Origin of the sequence: Rhizobium sp. BK212 (genome assembly GCF_014197475.1) — a bacterium.
GTDB classification, from domain to species: domain Bacteria; phylum Pseudomonadota; class Alphaproteobacteria; order Rhizobiales; family Rhizobiaceae; genus Rhizobium; species Rhizobium anhuiense.
The window spans coordinates 186,502-202,368 of record NZ_JACIFS010000006.1 but is presented as its reverse complement, the minus strand read 5'-3'; the positions used below and the strand labels follow the sequence as shown (position 1 = coordinate 202,368).

The 15,867-nt window shown below is 61.2% G+C and carries 14 protein-coding genes and 1 pseudogene; 8 read left to right on the top strand and 7 right to left on the bottom strand.

Annotated elements, in window-relative coordinates; genetic code table 11:
* Positions 1-41 precede the first annotated feature (41 nt).
* From FHT79_RS20365 to FHT79_RS20355, 3 genes are all read right to left on the bottom strand, one after another.
* Positions 42-1,343: a L,D-transpeptidase family protein gene (locus FHT79_RS20365; RefSeq protein WP_047616400.1), complete on the bottom strand. Its 1,302-nt coding sequence runs from the start codon at positions 1,341-1,343 to the stop codon at positions 42-44.
* Positions 1,344-1,782: 439 nt separating this feature from the next.
* Positions 1,783-2,298, bottom strand: a complete 516-nt coding sequence (locus FHT79_RS20360; protein WP_003547156.1) for a MarR family winged helix-turn-helix transcriptional regulator — start codon at positions 2,296-2,298, stop codon at positions 1,783-1,785.
* Between the two features lie 128 nt (positions 2,299-2,426).
* Positions 2,427-2,864 carry a DUF6163 family protein gene (locus FHT79_RS20355; protein WP_063474274.1) on the bottom strand — a complete coding sequence of 146 codons (438 nt, stop codon included), beginning with the start codon at positions 2,862-2,864 and terminating at the stop codon, positions 2,427-2,429.
* A gap of 230 nt (positions 2,865-3,094) precedes the next feature.
* On the opposite strand from FHT79_RS20355, the gene hemB reads away from it, so the two are divergent.
* The 6 genes and pseudogenes from hemB to FHT79_RS20325 all read left to right on the top strand — a co-directional run bounded on the left by hemB (position 3,095) and on the right by FHT79_RS20325 (position 7,481).
* The gene (hemB, locus tag FHT79_RS20350; protein WP_097595087.1) at positions 3,095-4,108 is read left to right on the top strand and encodes a porphobilinogen synthase; all 1,014 of its coding nucleotides are present in this window, start codon (positions 3,095-3,097) and stop codon (positions 4,106-4,108) included.
* A gap of 91 nt (positions 4,109-4,199) precedes the next feature.
* Complete coding sequence (locus tag FHT79_RS20345; RefSeq protein WP_047616624.1) at positions 4,200-4,658, top strand: RDD family protein; 459 nt, start codon at positions 4,200-4,202, stop codon at positions 4,656-4,658.
* A gap of 218 nt (positions 4,659-4,876) precedes the next feature.
* Positions 4,877-5,653 carry an arginyltransferase gene (locus FHT79_RS20340; protein WP_047616394.1) on the top strand — a complete coding sequence of 259 codons (777 nt, stop codon included), beginning with the start codon at positions 4,877-4,879 and terminating at the stop codon, positions 5,651-5,653.
* A 271-nt stretch (positions 5,654-5,924) separates the two neighbouring features.
* The gene (locus FHT79_RS20335; RefSeq protein WP_097595086.1) at positions 5,925-6,809 is read left to right on the top strand and encodes a DMT family transporter; all 885 of its coding nucleotides are present in this window, start codon (positions 5,925-5,927) and stop codon (positions 6,807-6,809) included.
* A gap of 56 nt (positions 6,810-6,865) precedes the next feature.
* Positions 6,866-7,087, top strand: a complete 222-nt coding sequence (locus FHT79_RS20330) for an AbrB/MazE/SpoVT family DNA-binding domain-containing protein (protein ID WP_097595085.1) — start codon at positions 6,866-6,868, stop codon at positions 7,085-7,087.
* Positions 7,084-7,481 (top strand): annotated as a pseudogene (locus FHT79_RS20325) (type II toxin-antitoxin system death-on-curing family toxin). The gene FHT79_RS20330 and the pseudogene FHT79_RS20325 overlap by 4 nt, the downstream one beginning before the upstream one ends.
* Here the strand turns inward: FHT79_RS20325 and FHT79_RS20320 are convergent.
* Together FHT79_RS20320 and parC are read right to left on the bottom strand one after the other, a co-directional pair.
* A complete protein-coding gene (locus FHT79_RS20320) occupies positions 7,465-7,923 on the bottom strand; it encodes an SRPBCC domain-containing protein (protein ID WP_047616391.1) in 459 nt (152 codons plus the stop codon). The pseudogene FHT79_RS20325 and the gene FHT79_RS20320 sit on opposite strands and share 17 nt — an antisense overlap.
* A gap of 152 nt (positions 7,924-8,075) precedes the next feature.
* Positions 8,076-10,331 (bottom strand): DNA topoisomerase IV subunit A, encoded by a 2,256-nt coding sequence (gene parC / locus FHT79_RS20315; protein WP_047616389.1) that lies wholly within the window; start codon positions 10,329-10,331, stop codon positions 8,076-8,078.
* 342 nt (positions 10,332-10,673) lie between these two features.
* Here parC and FHT79_RS20310 point away from each other — a divergent pair, with 342 nt between their 5' ends.
* Positions 10,674-11,861, top strand: coding sequence for a membrane protein (locus FHT79_RS20310; RefSeq protein ID WP_047616388.1), 1,188 nt, complete (start codon positions 10,674-10,676; stop codon positions 11,859-11,861).
* A 104-nt stretch (positions 11,862-11,965) separates the two neighbouring features.
* Here the strand turns inward: FHT79_RS20310 and FHT79_RS20305 are convergent, their stop codons facing one another.
* Positions 11,966-12,607 carry a TetR/AcrR family transcriptional regulator gene (locus tag FHT79_RS20305; protein WP_080759969.1) on the bottom strand — a complete coding sequence of 214 codons (642 nt, stop codon included), beginning with the start codon at positions 12,605-12,607 and terminating at the stop codon, positions 11,966-11,968.
* A gap of 66 nt (positions 12,608-12,673) precedes the next feature.
* Between FHT79_RS20305 and FHT79_RS20300 the strand changes: the two genes are divergently transcribed.
* Positions 12,674-13,843: a serine hydrolase domain-containing protein gene (locus tag FHT79_RS20300; protein WP_097595084.1), complete on the top strand. Its 1,170-nt coding sequence runs from the start codon at positions 12,674-12,676 to the stop codon at positions 13,841-13,843.
* 67 nt (positions 13,844-13,910) lie between these two features.
* Here the strand turns inward: FHT79_RS20300 and aspS are convergent, their stop codons facing one another.
* A complete protein-coding gene (gene aspS / locus FHT79_RS20295; RefSeq protein ID WP_047616382.1) occupies positions 13,911-15,701 on the bottom strand; it encodes an aspartate--tRNA ligase in 1,791 nt (596 codons plus the stop codon).
* Positions 15,702-15,867: the final 166 nt, after the last annotated feature.

Sequence of the window (15,867 nt, the reverse complement as noted above, 5' to 3'; positions counted from 1 at the left end):
CCGAAAGCGCGGTTCTCAAATTGCGATGCAGAGCTTGCCGCTTACTGAACCGGCTGTTCCATGCCAGCCGTGGTGTCGAGCGCCAGCTCGGCATTGCCGTCCATCTGATAGATGTCGTCACGGAACTGGACGATGCCGTCGGGCATGCCCCAGGCAGAGATATAGACAAAGTAAACCGGAACTTCCGCCGCGAGTTTGATCGGCGTGTTGACGCCGGTGGCGATCACCTGCTCCATCTGCTGGCGGCTCCAGCCGGGGGTCTCGCGCAGCAACCAGTTGGTCAGGTCGCGCACGTTCTGCACGCGGACGCAGCCCGAGGATTCGAAGCGCATCAGCTTGTTGAACAGGCCCTGCTGCGGCGTGTCGTGCATGTACTCGCCGTTCTTGTTGTAGAAGTTGATCTTCGTCGACGCCATGGCGTTGATCTTGCCGGGGTCCTGTCGGAACATCAGGTTCGGCGCCTCGCCGTTCCAGTCGACGGTTTCGGGGGCGACTTCGTTGCCCTTGCCGTCGATCAGACGGATGGCGTTCTTTTCGAGATAGGTCGGATCCTTGCGCATCAGCGGCATGATGTCCTTCTCGACGATCGAGCGCGGCGCCGTCCAGTAAGGATTGAGGATGACCTCATAGATCTTCGAATTGACCAGATGCGTCGGGCGGCTCAAGCGGCCGACGACCGCGGTGTGACGCGTCGCGACACTGCCGTCTTCGACGGCCTCGACATAGGCCGCCGGAATATTGACCATCAGGTGACGGCGGCCCAAGTCCTCGGGGAAGGTCTGCAGACGGACGACATTGGTGTTCAGCTGCTGCAGGCGAACATCGGCGGGGATGTTCATCGCCTTCAGGGTGAATTCGCCGAGAACGCCATCGGCCGGCAGTCCGTGACGCGCCTGGAAGCGCTTGACGGCGCCGTCGACATAGGAATCGAAGGCGTTGGACAGGCCGGCCTCGCGCGGCAGATCGCCGGTGATCGCGAGACGCTGGCGCAGCGCCTGGACGGCGGGAGAGCTGACGCCGAGTTGCAGGCGCTGGTCACCGGGATTGACCTCGGGCCAGCCGCCGGCTGCGGCGATCTGCTGATACTGCATGATTGCCTGCTGGGCGCTCGCGACCGATTGGGGCCCGAGGATCGGCGTGTTGGAAACCATGGCGGTCGCCGTGCGCGACGCCGCCTTGGCGTCGAACTGGTCGTCCCAGTTGCCGCGGCGCGGCGCGTTGATCAGCGTATCGAGCGCCGATTGCGCAAATGCCGGCGCCGCGATCGCGCTGGCGCCAACCGTTGCCGCGGACGCAAGGAAAGCGCGGCGAGAGAGAGCTTCAATTCCGTTTTTCTTCGACATAGTCCCAACCACTCAATGCCGCCATAAGAACAAGCCGCGGCTCTTTGCGAAATCACTGCGCTTTAACGCAGATCCCTGTCCATTCGTTGTCCCGGCGTATCAAAAAACTCCGCCTCCCCCATCACAAGATTGCGATGAGAAAGCCTGAACTCTGATCGGTCCATTGAAAGCGCCGGTTGTTAAGCCTTCCGCTGCCACACCAATATGGCCAATTCGTGTTGCCAGGTCGGCAGAAGGACTGTCGGCTGCCGGGAACACGACGCAACGAACCATATGACGGGGTAAACCGTGCCGGTTAATAACGGCTAAAAAACGGCTTGAATACCGGGCTTTGCGCTTGTCAGCCATGCGTTGCAAAGATGCCACGCGGATCAAACGGCAAATCGGACGTGCAGGGAACACGTCCGATTTTCTGCAACCCTGAAAGGAGGTCCGGGTTTTAGAGACGATAGAGGATCTGATCGTTCCAGAAGCGGTCCAGACGCTGGAGCAGCTTGTTCATCTGCGTGAACTCGTCGGTGCCGATGCCGCCGACCTTGTCGATCGAGGCGATGTGGCGTTCGTAGAGCTTGGCCACCGTTTCGGCGATGTCCTGGCCAGTTTCGGTCAGGCTGATGCGGACCGATCGGCGGTCGATGCGCGAGCGCTGGTGGTTGATGAAGCCGAGATCGACCAGCTTCTTGACGTTGTAGGAAACGTTGGAGCCGAGATAGTAGCCACGCGAGCGCAGTTCGCCGGCGGTCAGCTCGGAATTGCCGATGTTGAAAAGGAGCAGCGCCTGAATGGCGTTGACGTCGCTGCGACCCTGACGGTCGAATTCGTCCTTGATGACGTCGAGAAGACGACGGTGCAGACGTTCAACGAGATGAAGGGATTCCATGTAAAGATCACGGATGTCATGATCCTGCTGGTCACGGAAGGTCGATACCGCCTGCGGCTTGATTTTCGTATTCATATTGACTGCCTCACTGTTTGTTTGGCGGTGTGTTTTCTTCCCGCCTTGAGTGAGACCCTATCGAATACATATAAAATTCGACTTAAACCGCAGGCTTAACGGAGCCTTACCGGTAACTCCACGTTGTCTCAGGGTAAATCAACGCTTACCTGGCGGCGATGCCGGCGCTTTTCCAGCCACAGCAGCAGGCGGAAAATCCAGTAAACGACGGCGACCATGACATGCAGCAGGATGATCAGCTGGTTGGGGCCGAAAATATCGGGCAGCAGGCCATACATCAGGATCTGCCCGCCGGCAGCGAGCACCCAGATCACCGGTCCCCAGGAAACGGTGAGCCAGAGACCGAGGGAGGCAACGGGGAAAAGCACCGCGAGACTGGTGCTCGCCACCTTCCATGGCAGGCTCAAAAGATCGAAGCGGCCGGCGCCGACCAGCGAATAGCCGACGAGCATCGCCCAATATTGCAGGCCGAACCAGAAGCAGGAGACGGCAACCAGCCTCAGGAAGAGAATGAAGAGGATATCCGCCAGCGTGCGTTTCGGTATCGTCGGGGAATCGGTTTCCATAGCGCAGACATCGGTTTGGGGTTGCATCTTCACAAAGGCGCCCGCGCATCAGACAAGACGGGCTGAGGACGCTCTATCACATTGCGTTGGCGCATAACCCTGAAAATCGACTCCAAATTTCGCGGTTATGCGCCGGAGGTTTTCCGCCGCGGCCAATCGTCCGGTTTGGATTTTCCGGGCGCCATGATAATGAGCGCTCGGATAAATGGAATGGGCTTGGGACAGATATCATGCAGGACAGAACTCATCTCGTCGACGAGATCACCGGCCATCGCCGCATGCGGCGCAACCGCAAGGCGGATTGGACACGCCGGCTGGTGCAGGAGAACCGGCTGACGGTCGACGACCTGATCTGGCCGATCTTCATCGTCCCGGGTTCCGGCATCGTCGATCCGATCCCGGCCATGCCCGGCGTCAACCGGATGAGCATCGACAAAGCCGTGGAAGCCGCGCGTGAAGCGGCCGGCCTCGGCATTCCGGCACTTGCCACCTTTCCGAATATCGAGATGGAATTGCGCGACGAGACCGGCTCGAACAGTCTCGAAGCCAACAATCTGATCAACCAGGCGACGGCAGCGATCAAGAAGGCGGTGCCTAATATCGGCGTCATCACCGACGTCGCGCTCGATCCCTTCACCAGCCACGGCCATGACGGTATTCTCAGAGGCGGCGAAATCGTCAATGACGAAACGGTCGACCAGGTGGCGCGCGCCGCCGTGATGCAGGCGGATGCCGGCGCAGACATCATCGCACCGTCGGAGATGATGGATGGGCGTATCGGCGCGATCCGCATGGCGCTCGATGCGGCCGGCCACCAGAACGTCGGCATCATGAGCTATGCGACGAAGTTCGCCTCCGCCTTCTACGGTCCCTATCGCGAGGCGATCTCGACGGGCGGGCTGCTGAAAGGCGACAAGAAGACCTATTATCTCGACCCCGCCAACGGCACCGAGGCAATCCGCGACGCGGCCCTCGACGTCGAGGAAGGCGCCGACATGCTGATGGTCAAGCCCGGCCTGCCCTATCTCGATATCTGCTGGCGGATAAAGGAGGCCTTCGGCTTGCCGACCTTCGCCTACCAGGTTTCCGGCGAATATACGCAGATCAAGGCTGCGGCGATGAACGGCTGGATCGACGGCGAGCGGGCGATGCTCGAAACGCTGCTGTCGTTCAAGCGGGCAGGATGCGACGGCATCCTCACCTATTTCGCGGTCGAGGTGGCGAAGATTCTCGCGAAGCGGTGATTTCAAGCAGATTGGCGATTTGGGGGCAGATTATTGCATTTTGCCCGGCCGATACCATATCAGCGGCATCGTTTTTCCGCAGGAGATTGAGATGAGCTACAACCCCAATCCGCTTTATGCCGCACCGGAGGACTGGCGCGCCTATAGCGGCGTGTTGAGCCGCCGTGTCCTCGCCTTCATCCTCGATTACGTCATCGTGGCGCTGCTCTGCATTCCCGCGGCGATCGTACTGTTCTTCCTGTCGATCGTCACGCTGGGGCTCGGCTTCTTTCTCTACCCTGCCCTCTTCGTCATCGTCGCCGGCATTTATTTCGGCCTGACGGTGGGCGGACCGAGCCAGGCCTCGCTCGGCATGCGCGCCATGGGAATCGCAATCGTGCGCGTCGATGGGCGGCCGATGGATTTCATGACGGCGATCGTGCATCTGGCGCTGTTCTGGATCCTCAACTCGGTGCTGACGCCGCTCATCCTGCTGGCCGGCCTGTTCATCGAGCGCAGCCGTCTCGTCCACGACCTGCTGGTCGGCACGGCAACGGTACGCACAGCCTGAGACCCTGGCTCAGAGCCTCATTGCAACTTTGGGCTTTTTTGGAGGGCGGAGACGAAATAAAGTCTCCGCCTTGCCTTTGCCGGGAACTTCGGACGCTCCATATCTAAAATTAGAAGACTGAAATGAAGGGCGAAACCCGCCCCGCTGTTGACGTTTTCTATTCTTAGGTCATGCTGTCTGAAAACGGCACTGTCTCGACAAGGAAATTTCCGCGACAAATGAATACGCAGACCACGCCATCCCCGCAGTTTTATCTGACGGCTCCGGCTGCGTGTCCATATTTGCCGCATGAGATGGAGCGCAAGGTGTTCACCCATCTGGTCGGCCCGCGTGCCGCCGAGATGAACGACATCCTGACGCAGGGCGGTTTCCGCCGCTCGCAGAACATCGCCTACCGCCCGGCCTGCGAATCCTGTCGCGCCTGCGTTTCCGTGCGCATTCTCGCCCAGGAATTCGAGCCGACGAAATCGATGAAGCGGGTGCTTGCCGCCAATTCCGACGTCATCGCCACTGAATTCCCCGCCCAGCCTTCCAGCGAGCAATATTCGCTCTTCCGGCGTTATCTCGATTTTCGCCACCAGCAGGGCGGCATGTCCGACATGACCGTGCTCGACTATGCGATCATGGTGGAAGACACGCATGTGAATACGAGAATCATCGAATACCGCCGGCGCGAGGAAGGCTCCGGACTGGAGCAGCGGCCGAAGGGCGAGCTGCTTGCCGCAGCGCTGACCGATACGATGAGCGACGGGCTGTCGATGGTCTATTCCTATTTCAATCCGGCGCTCGATCGGCGTTCGCTCGGCACCTTCATGATTCTCGACCATATCAGGCGCACGAAAGCGCTGGGACTGCCGCACGTCTATCTCGGCTACTGGGTTCAAGGGTCGCGGAAAATGGACTACAAGACGCGCTTCCAGCCGCAGGAGCATCTGACGCCGCGCGGCTGGGAACGCTTCGATCCCGCCTCCATGCCCGAAAGCACCCACGATTAGAGCCTTTCCTGGTCAGCTTGAAGCATTCTGTTGGCTCAAACGGAGTCGGATGGTCGACCGGCCGGCGCGCGTCGTAGCCCAGCTCTACGGCCAAGCCGGCCGGTCGATCAGCCGGCCCGTTTCAGCCAACCCGAAGGGCCGGGCATCTTTCCGCCAGGATCAGAGGCGATCGGCTCGACCGTACCAAGAGGTATGCCCTTCGCCAATCGCCTCTGCCCTGACGAAAACCTGCTCCGGCAGAATGCTTCAAGCTGACCAGGAAAGGCTCTAAATGTTCCCCACCGCTCTTTCCGATCATCGGAAGGGTCTGCTGCTGACGGCGATCGGCGGGCTGGCGCTTTCGATGGATATCCCGCTCGTCCGTCTTGGCAATGGCGACATCTGGTCGATCCTGGGAATACGAAGCGCAGCAACGATTCTTGCGACGCTCGTCATCCTTGGAGCAATGCGCCTTGCCTCGGGCAAATGGCCGGTCCTCATTCCTGGGCGAGCAGGCCTATTCGCCGGCCTGCTTTACGGCCTCTCCTCCCTCACCTTCGTGCTTTCAGTCTTCAATACGGCCACAGCCAATGTCGTCTTCATCGTCGCCTTCAACCCGATGTTCGCTGCCCTGCTTTCCTGGATTTTCCTGAAGGAGAAGCCGCAGGCCGCGACGCTGATCGCCATGCTGTTCATGATCTTCGGCGTCGGGCTGATCGTGCGCGAGGGGCTTACGAGCGGCCATATTTTTGGCGACGCCATGGCGCTTCTCAGCGCGCTTATTCTTGCCGCAGCCATCACCATCGGACGTGGCTCGCGCCGGGAAATGGGCTTCGTGCCGCTGCTTGCCGCCATCCTGCCGGCCGCCCTCGGCCTCGCGCAAGCTCTCCCCTTGGGATTTTCCATCGCCCATCCCGGCTGGATCCTCTTGAATGGCGCCATCATGATGCCGGTCGCCTTCTGGTGCCTTGCAACGGGGCCGCGTTATCTTTCCGCGCCTGAAGTCGGCATGTTCTATCTGCTGGAAACCGTGCTCGCGCCGATCTGGGTTTGGCTGATCTTCGCCGAAACGCCGGCGACGATGACGCTGGTCGGCGGCGGCATCCTGGTGACGGCGATCGCCGGGCATTGCTTCTGGATGGTGCGGGAGAAGAGCATCAGGCAACCAGCGGAATAGGACGTTGCCGCCGGATCGGACCATGTTGTAACTCCGTTATTACAGGGGATAAAATGATGAAGGGCACAATCCGCAAGGTCGGCAATTCCGAGGGCGTTATTATCCCTAAAGAGGTACTGCAGCGGCTGGGCTTGAGCAGCGGCGACAGCCTCGAATTGCGAGAGGTCGAGGGCAATATTCGGCTCGTGCCGGAATCGGCGGACCTTGCCGAGCAAGTGCGGGCAGCCCGCATCGGCATGGAAAAATATCGAGTGGCGCTCCGCGAACTCGCAAAATGATACGGCTTAAATGGCTAAGCCGCCAGGCGATTGAAAATATGCATGACGCGCAGATCGCCGAGCACGGCGGTCTGTCTGGCCTGCGGGATGCCAACGCATTGGAAACCAGTTTGGCACGGCCGCTCGACAAGGTCGGCACATGGCGAAACCGATATCTTCGTATTCGCCGCAGCCTATCTCTACGCCATTGTTAGAAACCACCCATTCAAGGATGGAAACAAGCGTACCGGCTATCTCGCGGCGTTTACGTTTCTATATCAACCGCTACGTCATCAATGCCGATAACGCGCAGGTCATTGCATTTGTACTCGACGTCGCCGCCGGCGAGATCGACGAGGAAGGCGCGACCCGCTTCCTTCGGGATTTCAGCATAGCGCTCAACCCGTCGCCTTGAACTGCTGCTGCTCCAGTTCCCTGCCAAGCCCCTCGATCACATGCGCCCAGCCTTGCCGGGTCTTTTCCTCGTGTTCGGCCCATTCGGCGCACATTTCGTGGGTCAACGTCAGGCGGCTGCCGCCGCCGAGAGGCTCGATCTCGATTTCGACGCGGTCGCAATTGTGATCATGCTCCTCGACGGAGAAGCTGAAGACCATGCGTCGTGGGCGCTTCAGCTCCAGGAAGACTCCCTGGTGGAAGGCGTCGCCGGTCGGGCGGCGGTCGACGACGAAGAAACGGCCGCCGACATGCGGATCGATATCGGCGCGGATGACGTGACCGTCATCGGTCGCGAACAGGAAGCGGCGGGCGATTTCGGGGTTAAGCCAGGCGTCGTAGACGACGGCGGGCGGGGCCCTGTAGGTGTGGCTGACATGCACTTTAATTGTGCTGGCGGGCATCAATTTTCCTCCGGTAATGCGCGCACACTCCTCCCGTGCGCGGCCTGCGACCATTCCGTCCGCCTCCGGAGCCGGCCTCTCATATTTTTGGTAACAGCAATGAGATAGAGGAGTTGCCGCGCCCGCCAAGAGACGAGCGCGGAATTTATGCCTCAGCCGGCGAATTTACCGCTGCGCGGAAAGCCCTTCGGCACGGTGCGACCGGCAGTGGCGCGGTCGGCCAGCCATTCGGCAAGCTCGTCCTTGTTCTTCGTGAAGGTACGGCCGGCACTGTCTTCCCAGATAAGGCCGTCTGATATCGCAAAGCAGCGGACGTCGGAAATGCCGCCATCCTTGTAACGCTGCAGACGGACGCCCTTGCCGCGCGACATCTCCGGCACCTGCGCCAGCGGGAAGACCAGCAGCTTGCGGTTTTCGCCGACGACGGCGACATGGTCGCCGCTGACGGGCACGAGCAGTTGCGTTTCCTCGGGCAGCGCGACGTTCATGATCTGCTTGCCCTTGCGCGTATTGGCGACCAGCTCTGCCTCCGGAACGACGAAGCCGTTGCCGGCTGTGGAGACAATCAGCTGCTTGCGCGCGGGATCGTGGACGAAAGCGGTCAACACCGCCTGATCGTTATCCATGTCGACCATGATGCGCAGCGGCTCGCCGTGACCGCGACCGCCGGGCAACTTGTCGCCGCCGAGCGTGAAGGCCTTGCCGCCGGTCGTGACGATCAGGATCTTGTCCGTCGTCTGCGCCGGGAAGGCTATCTTCAAGCCGTCGCCTTCCTTGAAGGTCAGCGTCGCCGTATCGGCGATATGGCCCTTCAGCGCGCGGATCCAACCCTTTTCGGAAATGACGACGGTGATCGGTTCCTTCTCGATCATCGCCTGCTGGATTGCTTCCTCGTCGGCCTCAGGCGCATCGGCAAACTGCGTGCGGCGGCGGCCGACCTCGGTCGCCTTGGCGAATTTCTTCTTCACTTCGCCGATTTCCCAGGCGACCGTCTGCCACTGCTTTTCGTCGGAGGCAAGCAGTGTCTCGATCTCACCCTTTTCCTTGGTGAGTTCGTCGAATTCCTTGCGGATCTCGAACTCTTCGAGCTTGCGCAAGGCGCGCAGCCGCATGTTGAGGATCGCCTCGACCTGATTGTCGGTCAGATCCCAGCGCGCCATCATCACCGGCTTCGGCTCATCCTCCTCGCGGATGATGCGGATGACCTCGTCGATGTTGAGATAGGCGACCAGAAGACCACCGAGAATTTCGAGGCGCCTGTCGATCGCCGCCAGACGGAAGCGCGAGCGGCGCTGCAGAACTTCGCGGCGGTGGTCCAGCCACTCCTTCAGCACCTCGTTCAGCGCCATGACCCGCGGGATGCGGCCCATGGAGAGCACGTTCATGTTGAGCGGGAATCGGCTCTCGAGCTCCGTCAGCTTGAACATCGATTCCATCAGGATCGTCGGATCGACGCTGCGGGTCTTCGGCACCAGCACGACACGGATGTCCTCGGCCGATTCGTCGCGGATATCCTCCAGCAACGGCAGCTTGCGGGCGATCAGCAGCTCGGCGATCTTCTCGATCAGCCGCGATTTCTGCACCTGGAAGGGAATTTCGGTGATGACGATCTGGTAGCCGCCGCGGCCGAGATCTTCCGTCTGCCATTTCGCCCGCACGCGGAAACCGCCGCGGCCGGTACGGTAGCTCTCGATGATGCTGTCGCGATTGTCGATGATGATGCCACCGGTCGGGAAATCCGGGCCGGGAATGAATTCGACGAGCTTTTCGACGGTTGCATCCGGATGCTTGATCAGATGCAGGGCGGCGTCGCAAAGCTCGTGGGCATTGTGCGACGGGATCGAGGTCGCCATGCCCACAGCGATGCCCGACGAGCCGTTGGCGAGCAGGTTCGGGAAGGCGCCGGGAAGGACGACCGGCTCGGTATTCGATTCGTCGTAAGTGTCACGGAAATCGACGGCATCCTGATCGATGCCTTCGAGCAGCAGTTCGGAGACCGCCGTCATCTTCGATTCGGTGTAACGCATGGCGGCGGGGCTGTCGCCGTCGATATTGCCGAAATTGCCCTGGCCGTTGACCAGCGTGTAGCGCTGCGAGAAATCCTGGGCGAGACGGGCAAGCGCATCGTAGATCGACTGGTCGCCGTGCGGATGGTAGTTACCCATCACTTCGCCGACGATCTTGGCGCATTTCCTGAAGGCTGTATTCGGCCTCAGCCCCATCTCGTTCATCGCATAGACGATGCGGCGATGGACGGGCTTCAGCCCGTCGCGCACGTCAGGCAAAGCGCGGTGCATGATGGTCGACAGCGCATAGGCAAGGTAACGCTGCTCGAGCGCCGCCTTGAGGTCGACCGGCTGGATGTTGTCGTCGTCTCCGCCGGAAGGCGGCAAAATCTCTTGTCCCATAGGTCCTGACTAGCCCAGAAGCGGCCGGCGGGCAAGGAATCCGGGCCATTGCAGCTGTGGATGAAGTCTTGGGAATGACATCTCCAACGCATCGTGCTCTCCGAAAATCGGAATGGATTTTCGCAGAGCACGATGCGAGGATTGAAAGTGTTACAGTGTCCTTTGCGCGTCTGAAAGACGCGCGGCACTGTAAGGATGAGACAAACGTTCCGCCGTAATTTGGACTTCGTTTGCCGTTCCTTTCAACGGAAATTTAGAAGTCCGCAAATATAAAGCGGGCCCAATCCGTAGTAGCGTAACTGCAGATTTCCAACCGCCACACGCCACCAGAGGAATCACCCCATGAATATTTCCCGGACAACGCGGCTGATGCTGTCGGGCGCCGCCTTTTTCTCGCTCGCCGGTTCGGCTTTCGCTCTCGACGGCACCGATTTGCTGAAGAAGCTCAATGCCGCCTATGCCGCTCAGGGCGGGACGATTGCGGCTGAGAACATCGACATCGACGGCACGACCGTGACCTTGAAGAATGTCACCGTCAAGCCGACCGGCGGCGAGAGCCTGCCCATCGGCGAAGTCACCCTTTCCGGCGTCGAAGAAGACGAGGATGGCGGCTATTACATCGAAGAGGCCGCCTTCCCCGATATCAACAAAACGGAAGACGGAGTCACGGTGACGGCGCAGGAGCTGACGCTCGGCGGCATTTCGATCCCGGCAACGGCGGGCGGCGACACGCTCGATACCATGATGCTCTACGAAAGTGCCCATACCGGCCCGCTGAAGGTGGTCAAGGACGGCGCGGAAGTGTTCTCGGTGCTCGAAAGCAATATGAACCTGACGCTGCGCGAGGACGAATCCGGCTTCGATTTCGACGGCGCCTTCAAAAGCATGAAGGCCGATCTGACCAAGACCCAGGATGCGCAGAGCAAGGATGCGATCGAGAAGCTCGCCCTGCAGCACGTCCAGGGCGACATCACCATGAAGGGCGCCTGGGAACTTGCCCCCGGCACGATCGACATTTCGGAATTCGCCCTCGATTTCACCAACGTCGGCAAGCTCAATCTCGGTTTCAAGATCTCCGGCTACACGATGGCCTTCATGAAATCGATGCAGGATGCGATGAAGGAATCCGAAGCCAATCCAAACAAGGAACAGTCGCAGCAGGCGCTCGGCCTTGCCATGCTTGGCCTGATGCAGCAGCTGTCCTTCGAGGCCGCACAGGTGCGCTTCGAAGATGCCTCGATCACCAAGCGCGCGCTGGATTATGCCGGTTCGCAGCAGAACATGTCCGGCAAGCAGATGGCGGATTCGCTGAAGGCGATGACGCCGATCATGCTGGCGCAGCTCAATATCCCGGAACTGCAGAACGCCGTTTCGGCCGCCGTCAACACCTTCCTCGACGACCCGAAGAGCCTGACGGTCAAGGCCGCGCCTGAAAAGCCGGTGCCTTTCCCGACGATCGTGGGCGCCGCCATGGGCGCCCCGAACACACTGCCGCAGGTACTCGGCGTCAAGGTTACCGCCAACGACTGATCGTTTCGATCTTGCGATGAAAGGCCCGGCAGCAGTGAACTGCGCCCCAAAGGTTGATGTCCAACTTTCGGGGCCAGTTCACGGACTGCCGGGCCTTTTCGTTTTCAGGCGCGGTGGCGGGCGACCTCGGCGATCGCGTGGGCTGCGATATCAAGCAGTTCTTCACGAGGCGCCCCGTCCCTCGCCTGCACCGACATGCCCTGAATGATGGCGCCGAGGAACCGTGCGAGTGCGCGAGGGTTCGTCCCGGCCTTGATATCGCCTTCGCGGATGCCGCGCTCGATCCTCGCGGTGAAAGCATCGAGCGACCGACGACGCATCGCCGCAACATGGTCGACGATCGCTTCGTTTTCGCTGGCGCAGTTCAGCGCCGCCGTCGAGATCATGCAGCCTTTCGGATGCTCCGGTGCCGAGAAGATCGCCGCCGAGCCCCGCAATATGCGCTCGAAGGCGGAGACGGTGTCGATCGGCTCGCCGAGCGCGGAAAAGGTGTCGGCGCCCAGGCCGCGATATTGCTCGAGCGCCGCGCGATAGAGATCGGCCTTCGAGTGGAAGGCGGCATAGAGGCTTTGCGGCGTGATGCCCATGGCGGCGGTGAGATCGGCGATCGAGGCGCCCTCATATCCATGCGCCCAGAAGGTCTCGCGCGCCGCCGAGAGAACGGTCTCGCGGTCGAAGGCCGGCGGGCGGCCGCGTCGTCGGGCGGCGGTTTTTTCTACGTCTGGAGTATTTTTCACAATGATCACTCTAGAAATTCGAGGCGCCTTGCTGTATTCAGGAACGGTCATTGTGATTATAGGAGATTTAATCTGATGAGTCTTCCCCTCGAAACGGCGGATGCCGACAGGAATTCATCCCTTGCCGCAGCGGTTGATGCGGCAATCACAAGCGCGCTCACCGAAAAACGGCTGGTTGGAACGGTGGTGCTTGTCGCCCGCGACGGAGAGATCGTCCATCGCCGCGCCGCCGGCCTTGCCGATCGCGAAAACGGTCTGGCCATGCACGAGGACACGATCTTCAGGCTCGCCTCCATCACCAAGCCGATCGTCACCATCGCCGCGATGCGGCTCGTCGAGCAGGGAAGAATCGGGCTCGACGACGCGGTGACGCAATGGCTGCCGGACTTCCGTCCAAGGCTGCCCGACGGCGCCGAAGCAACCATTCGCATCCGCCACCTGCTGACCCATACAGCAGGCCTCGGCTACAGCTTCTCCGAAGAGGACGGCGGCCCTTATATCAGCGCCGGCGTTTCCGACGGCCTCGACGAACCGGGACTGCCGCTGGCCGAGAACCTGCGGCGGATCGCCAGCGCGCCGCTGCGCTTCACCCCGGGCAGCGACTGGCAATATTCCCTCGCCATGGATGTTCTGGGCGGTGTCATCGAGGCGGAAACCGGCGTGCCGCTCGGCGACGCGGTCGCTGATCTGGTGACGAAACCGCTCGGTCTTGCCGATACCGCGTTTTCGGTTCGCGACCGCAGCCGGCTGGCGGCGGCTTATATGGATGCTTCACCGGAACCGGCGCTGATGGGCGAGAATGCGGTGGTGATGTCGCTGATGGGTCCCATCCGCTTCGCGCCGAACCGCATCTTCGACCCCGCCTCCTATCATTCGGGCGGCGCCGGCATGGCGGGAACGGCAGGTGACGTGCTCGCCATCCTCGACATCATCCGCAGGGGTGGCGCACCGCTGCTCTCGAGCGAAACCGTCCGGATGATGACGACCGACCAGGCCGGCGGGCGCCGGCAGCGGCACGAGCCCGGTTCCGGCTTCGGTTTCGGCTGGTCCGTTATCACCAATCCGGCCGAGGCAGGCGTCCCTTTCCCCAAGGGCACGCTGAAATGGGGCGGCGTCTACGGCCATAGCTGGTTCATCGACCCGGTCAACGGGCTGACCGTCGTGGCGCTGACCAACACGACGCTGGAGGGCATGTGGGGCAAGTTCACCGTCGATCTTCGCGAGGCGATCTACGCGGCATTGTGAGCGAGTGAAACAAGCAAAAAGCCCGGCGGTTGTGCCGCCGGGCTTTTTGCATTTGGGATCAGAGATCTCAGTCTTTCTTGACCGGCGGGATCGGCCGGATCGAGAGCTCGCGCAGCTGCGTCGGCGTTGCCGGGCTCGGCGCCCCCATCAAGAGGTCCTGGGCCTGCTGGTTCATCGGGAACAGCGAGATTTCGCGCAGGTTCTTCGCGCCGACGAGCAGCATGACGATGCGATCGATGCCGAAGGCAGCGCCGCCATGCGGGGGCGCGCCATACTGGAAGGCACGGTAGAGACCGCCGAAACGATCTTCGACATCCTGCTGGCTGAGGCCGACCTTCTCGAAGGCGGCGACCATGGTTTCCGGCGACTGGTTGCGGATCGAGCCCGAGGCGATTTCGAAGCCGTTGCAGACGGCGTCATACTGGAACGCCTTGATCGTCAACGGATCCTGGTTCTGCAGCGCGTCAAGGCCACCCTGCGGCATCGAGAACGGGTTGTGGGCGAAGTCGACCTTCTTGTCTTCCTCGCTCCACTCGAAGAAGGGGAAGTCGACGATCCAGCACAGTTCGAAGCGGTCGCGGTCGACGAGGTTCAGTTCTTCGCCAGCCTTGGTGCGAGCCTCGCCGGCGAACTTGTAGAACTTTTCCGGCTCGCCGGCGACGAAGAAGCAGGCGTCACCATCTCCGAGACCGAGCTGGGTGCGGATCGCATCGGTGCGTTCCTCGCCGATGTTCTTGGCAAGCGGACCTGCGCCTTCGAGCTTGTCGTTCTCACTGCGCCAGAAGATGTAGCCGAGGCCGGGCTGGCCCTGGCTCTGTGCCCAGGCGTTCATGCGGTCGCAGAAGGCGCGCGAGCCGCCGGTCTTTGCCGGGATCGCCCAGATCTCAACCTTCGGGTTGGAGGCGATCATGCCGGCGAAGACCTTGAAGCCGGAGCCGGCAAAATGTTCGGTCACCGCTTCCATGACGATCGGGTTGCGCAGGTCCGGCTTGTCCGAACCATACTTGCGGATCGCCTCGTCATAGGGGATGCGCGGCCATTCCTTGGTGACCGGCTTGCCTTCGGCGAATTCCTCGAAAATGTTGGTCATCAACGGACCCATCGTGTTCCAGACATCTTCCTGGGTCACGAAGCTCATTTCGAGGTCGAGCTGGTAGAATTCGCCCGGCAGGCGGTCGGCCCGCGGGTCTTCATCGCGGAAGCACGGCGCGATCTGGAAGTAGCGGTCGAAGCCTGCGACCATCAGCAGCTGCTTGTACTGCTGCGGCGCCTGCGGCAGCGCGTAGAAAGTGCCGGGATGAATGCGCGAGGGCACGAGGAAGTCGCGCGCGCCTTCCGGCGAGGACGCCGTCAGGATCGGCGTCGTATATTCGGTGAAGCCGACATTGCCCATTTCGCGGCGCATGGCGGAGATGACCTGGGTGCGCTTGACGATGTTCCGGTGCAGCGTTTCGCGGCGAAGATCGAGGAAACGATACTTGAGGCGGACGTCCTCGGGATAGTCCGGCTCACCGAAGACCGGCAGCGGCAATTCCTTGGCGGCGGAGAGGACTTCGATCTCCTGCGCGTAGAGCTCGATCTCACCGGTCGCCATGGTCTTGTTGACGGTGTCTTCGGTGCGGGCCTTGACGAGACCGTCGATGCGGATGACCCATTCACCGCGCACGGTTTCCGCCATCTTGAAGGCCGGGCTGTCGGGATCGGCGACGACCTGGGTAATGCCGTAATGGTCGCGAAGGTCGATGAAGAGAACGCCGCCATGGTCGCGAACGCGGTGGACCCAGCCGGAAATGCGGACGGTCGAGCCGACATCCGTCTTGCGGAGTGCGGCGCATGTGTGGCTGCGATAGCGATGCATGATGTCAAATCCTGGCATGTACTGAGACGGCAGCAAGGGTTTCAAGACCCTCAAGCGCCGACAAGAAAATCGGGCGGAAAAGCGCATGGACGCTCCGATTTGTCAAGGCTTGGCGCACGCGGCCGGGCGTTTGACACGCGTTTATGGCGAGGCGGCGGCCGCCATG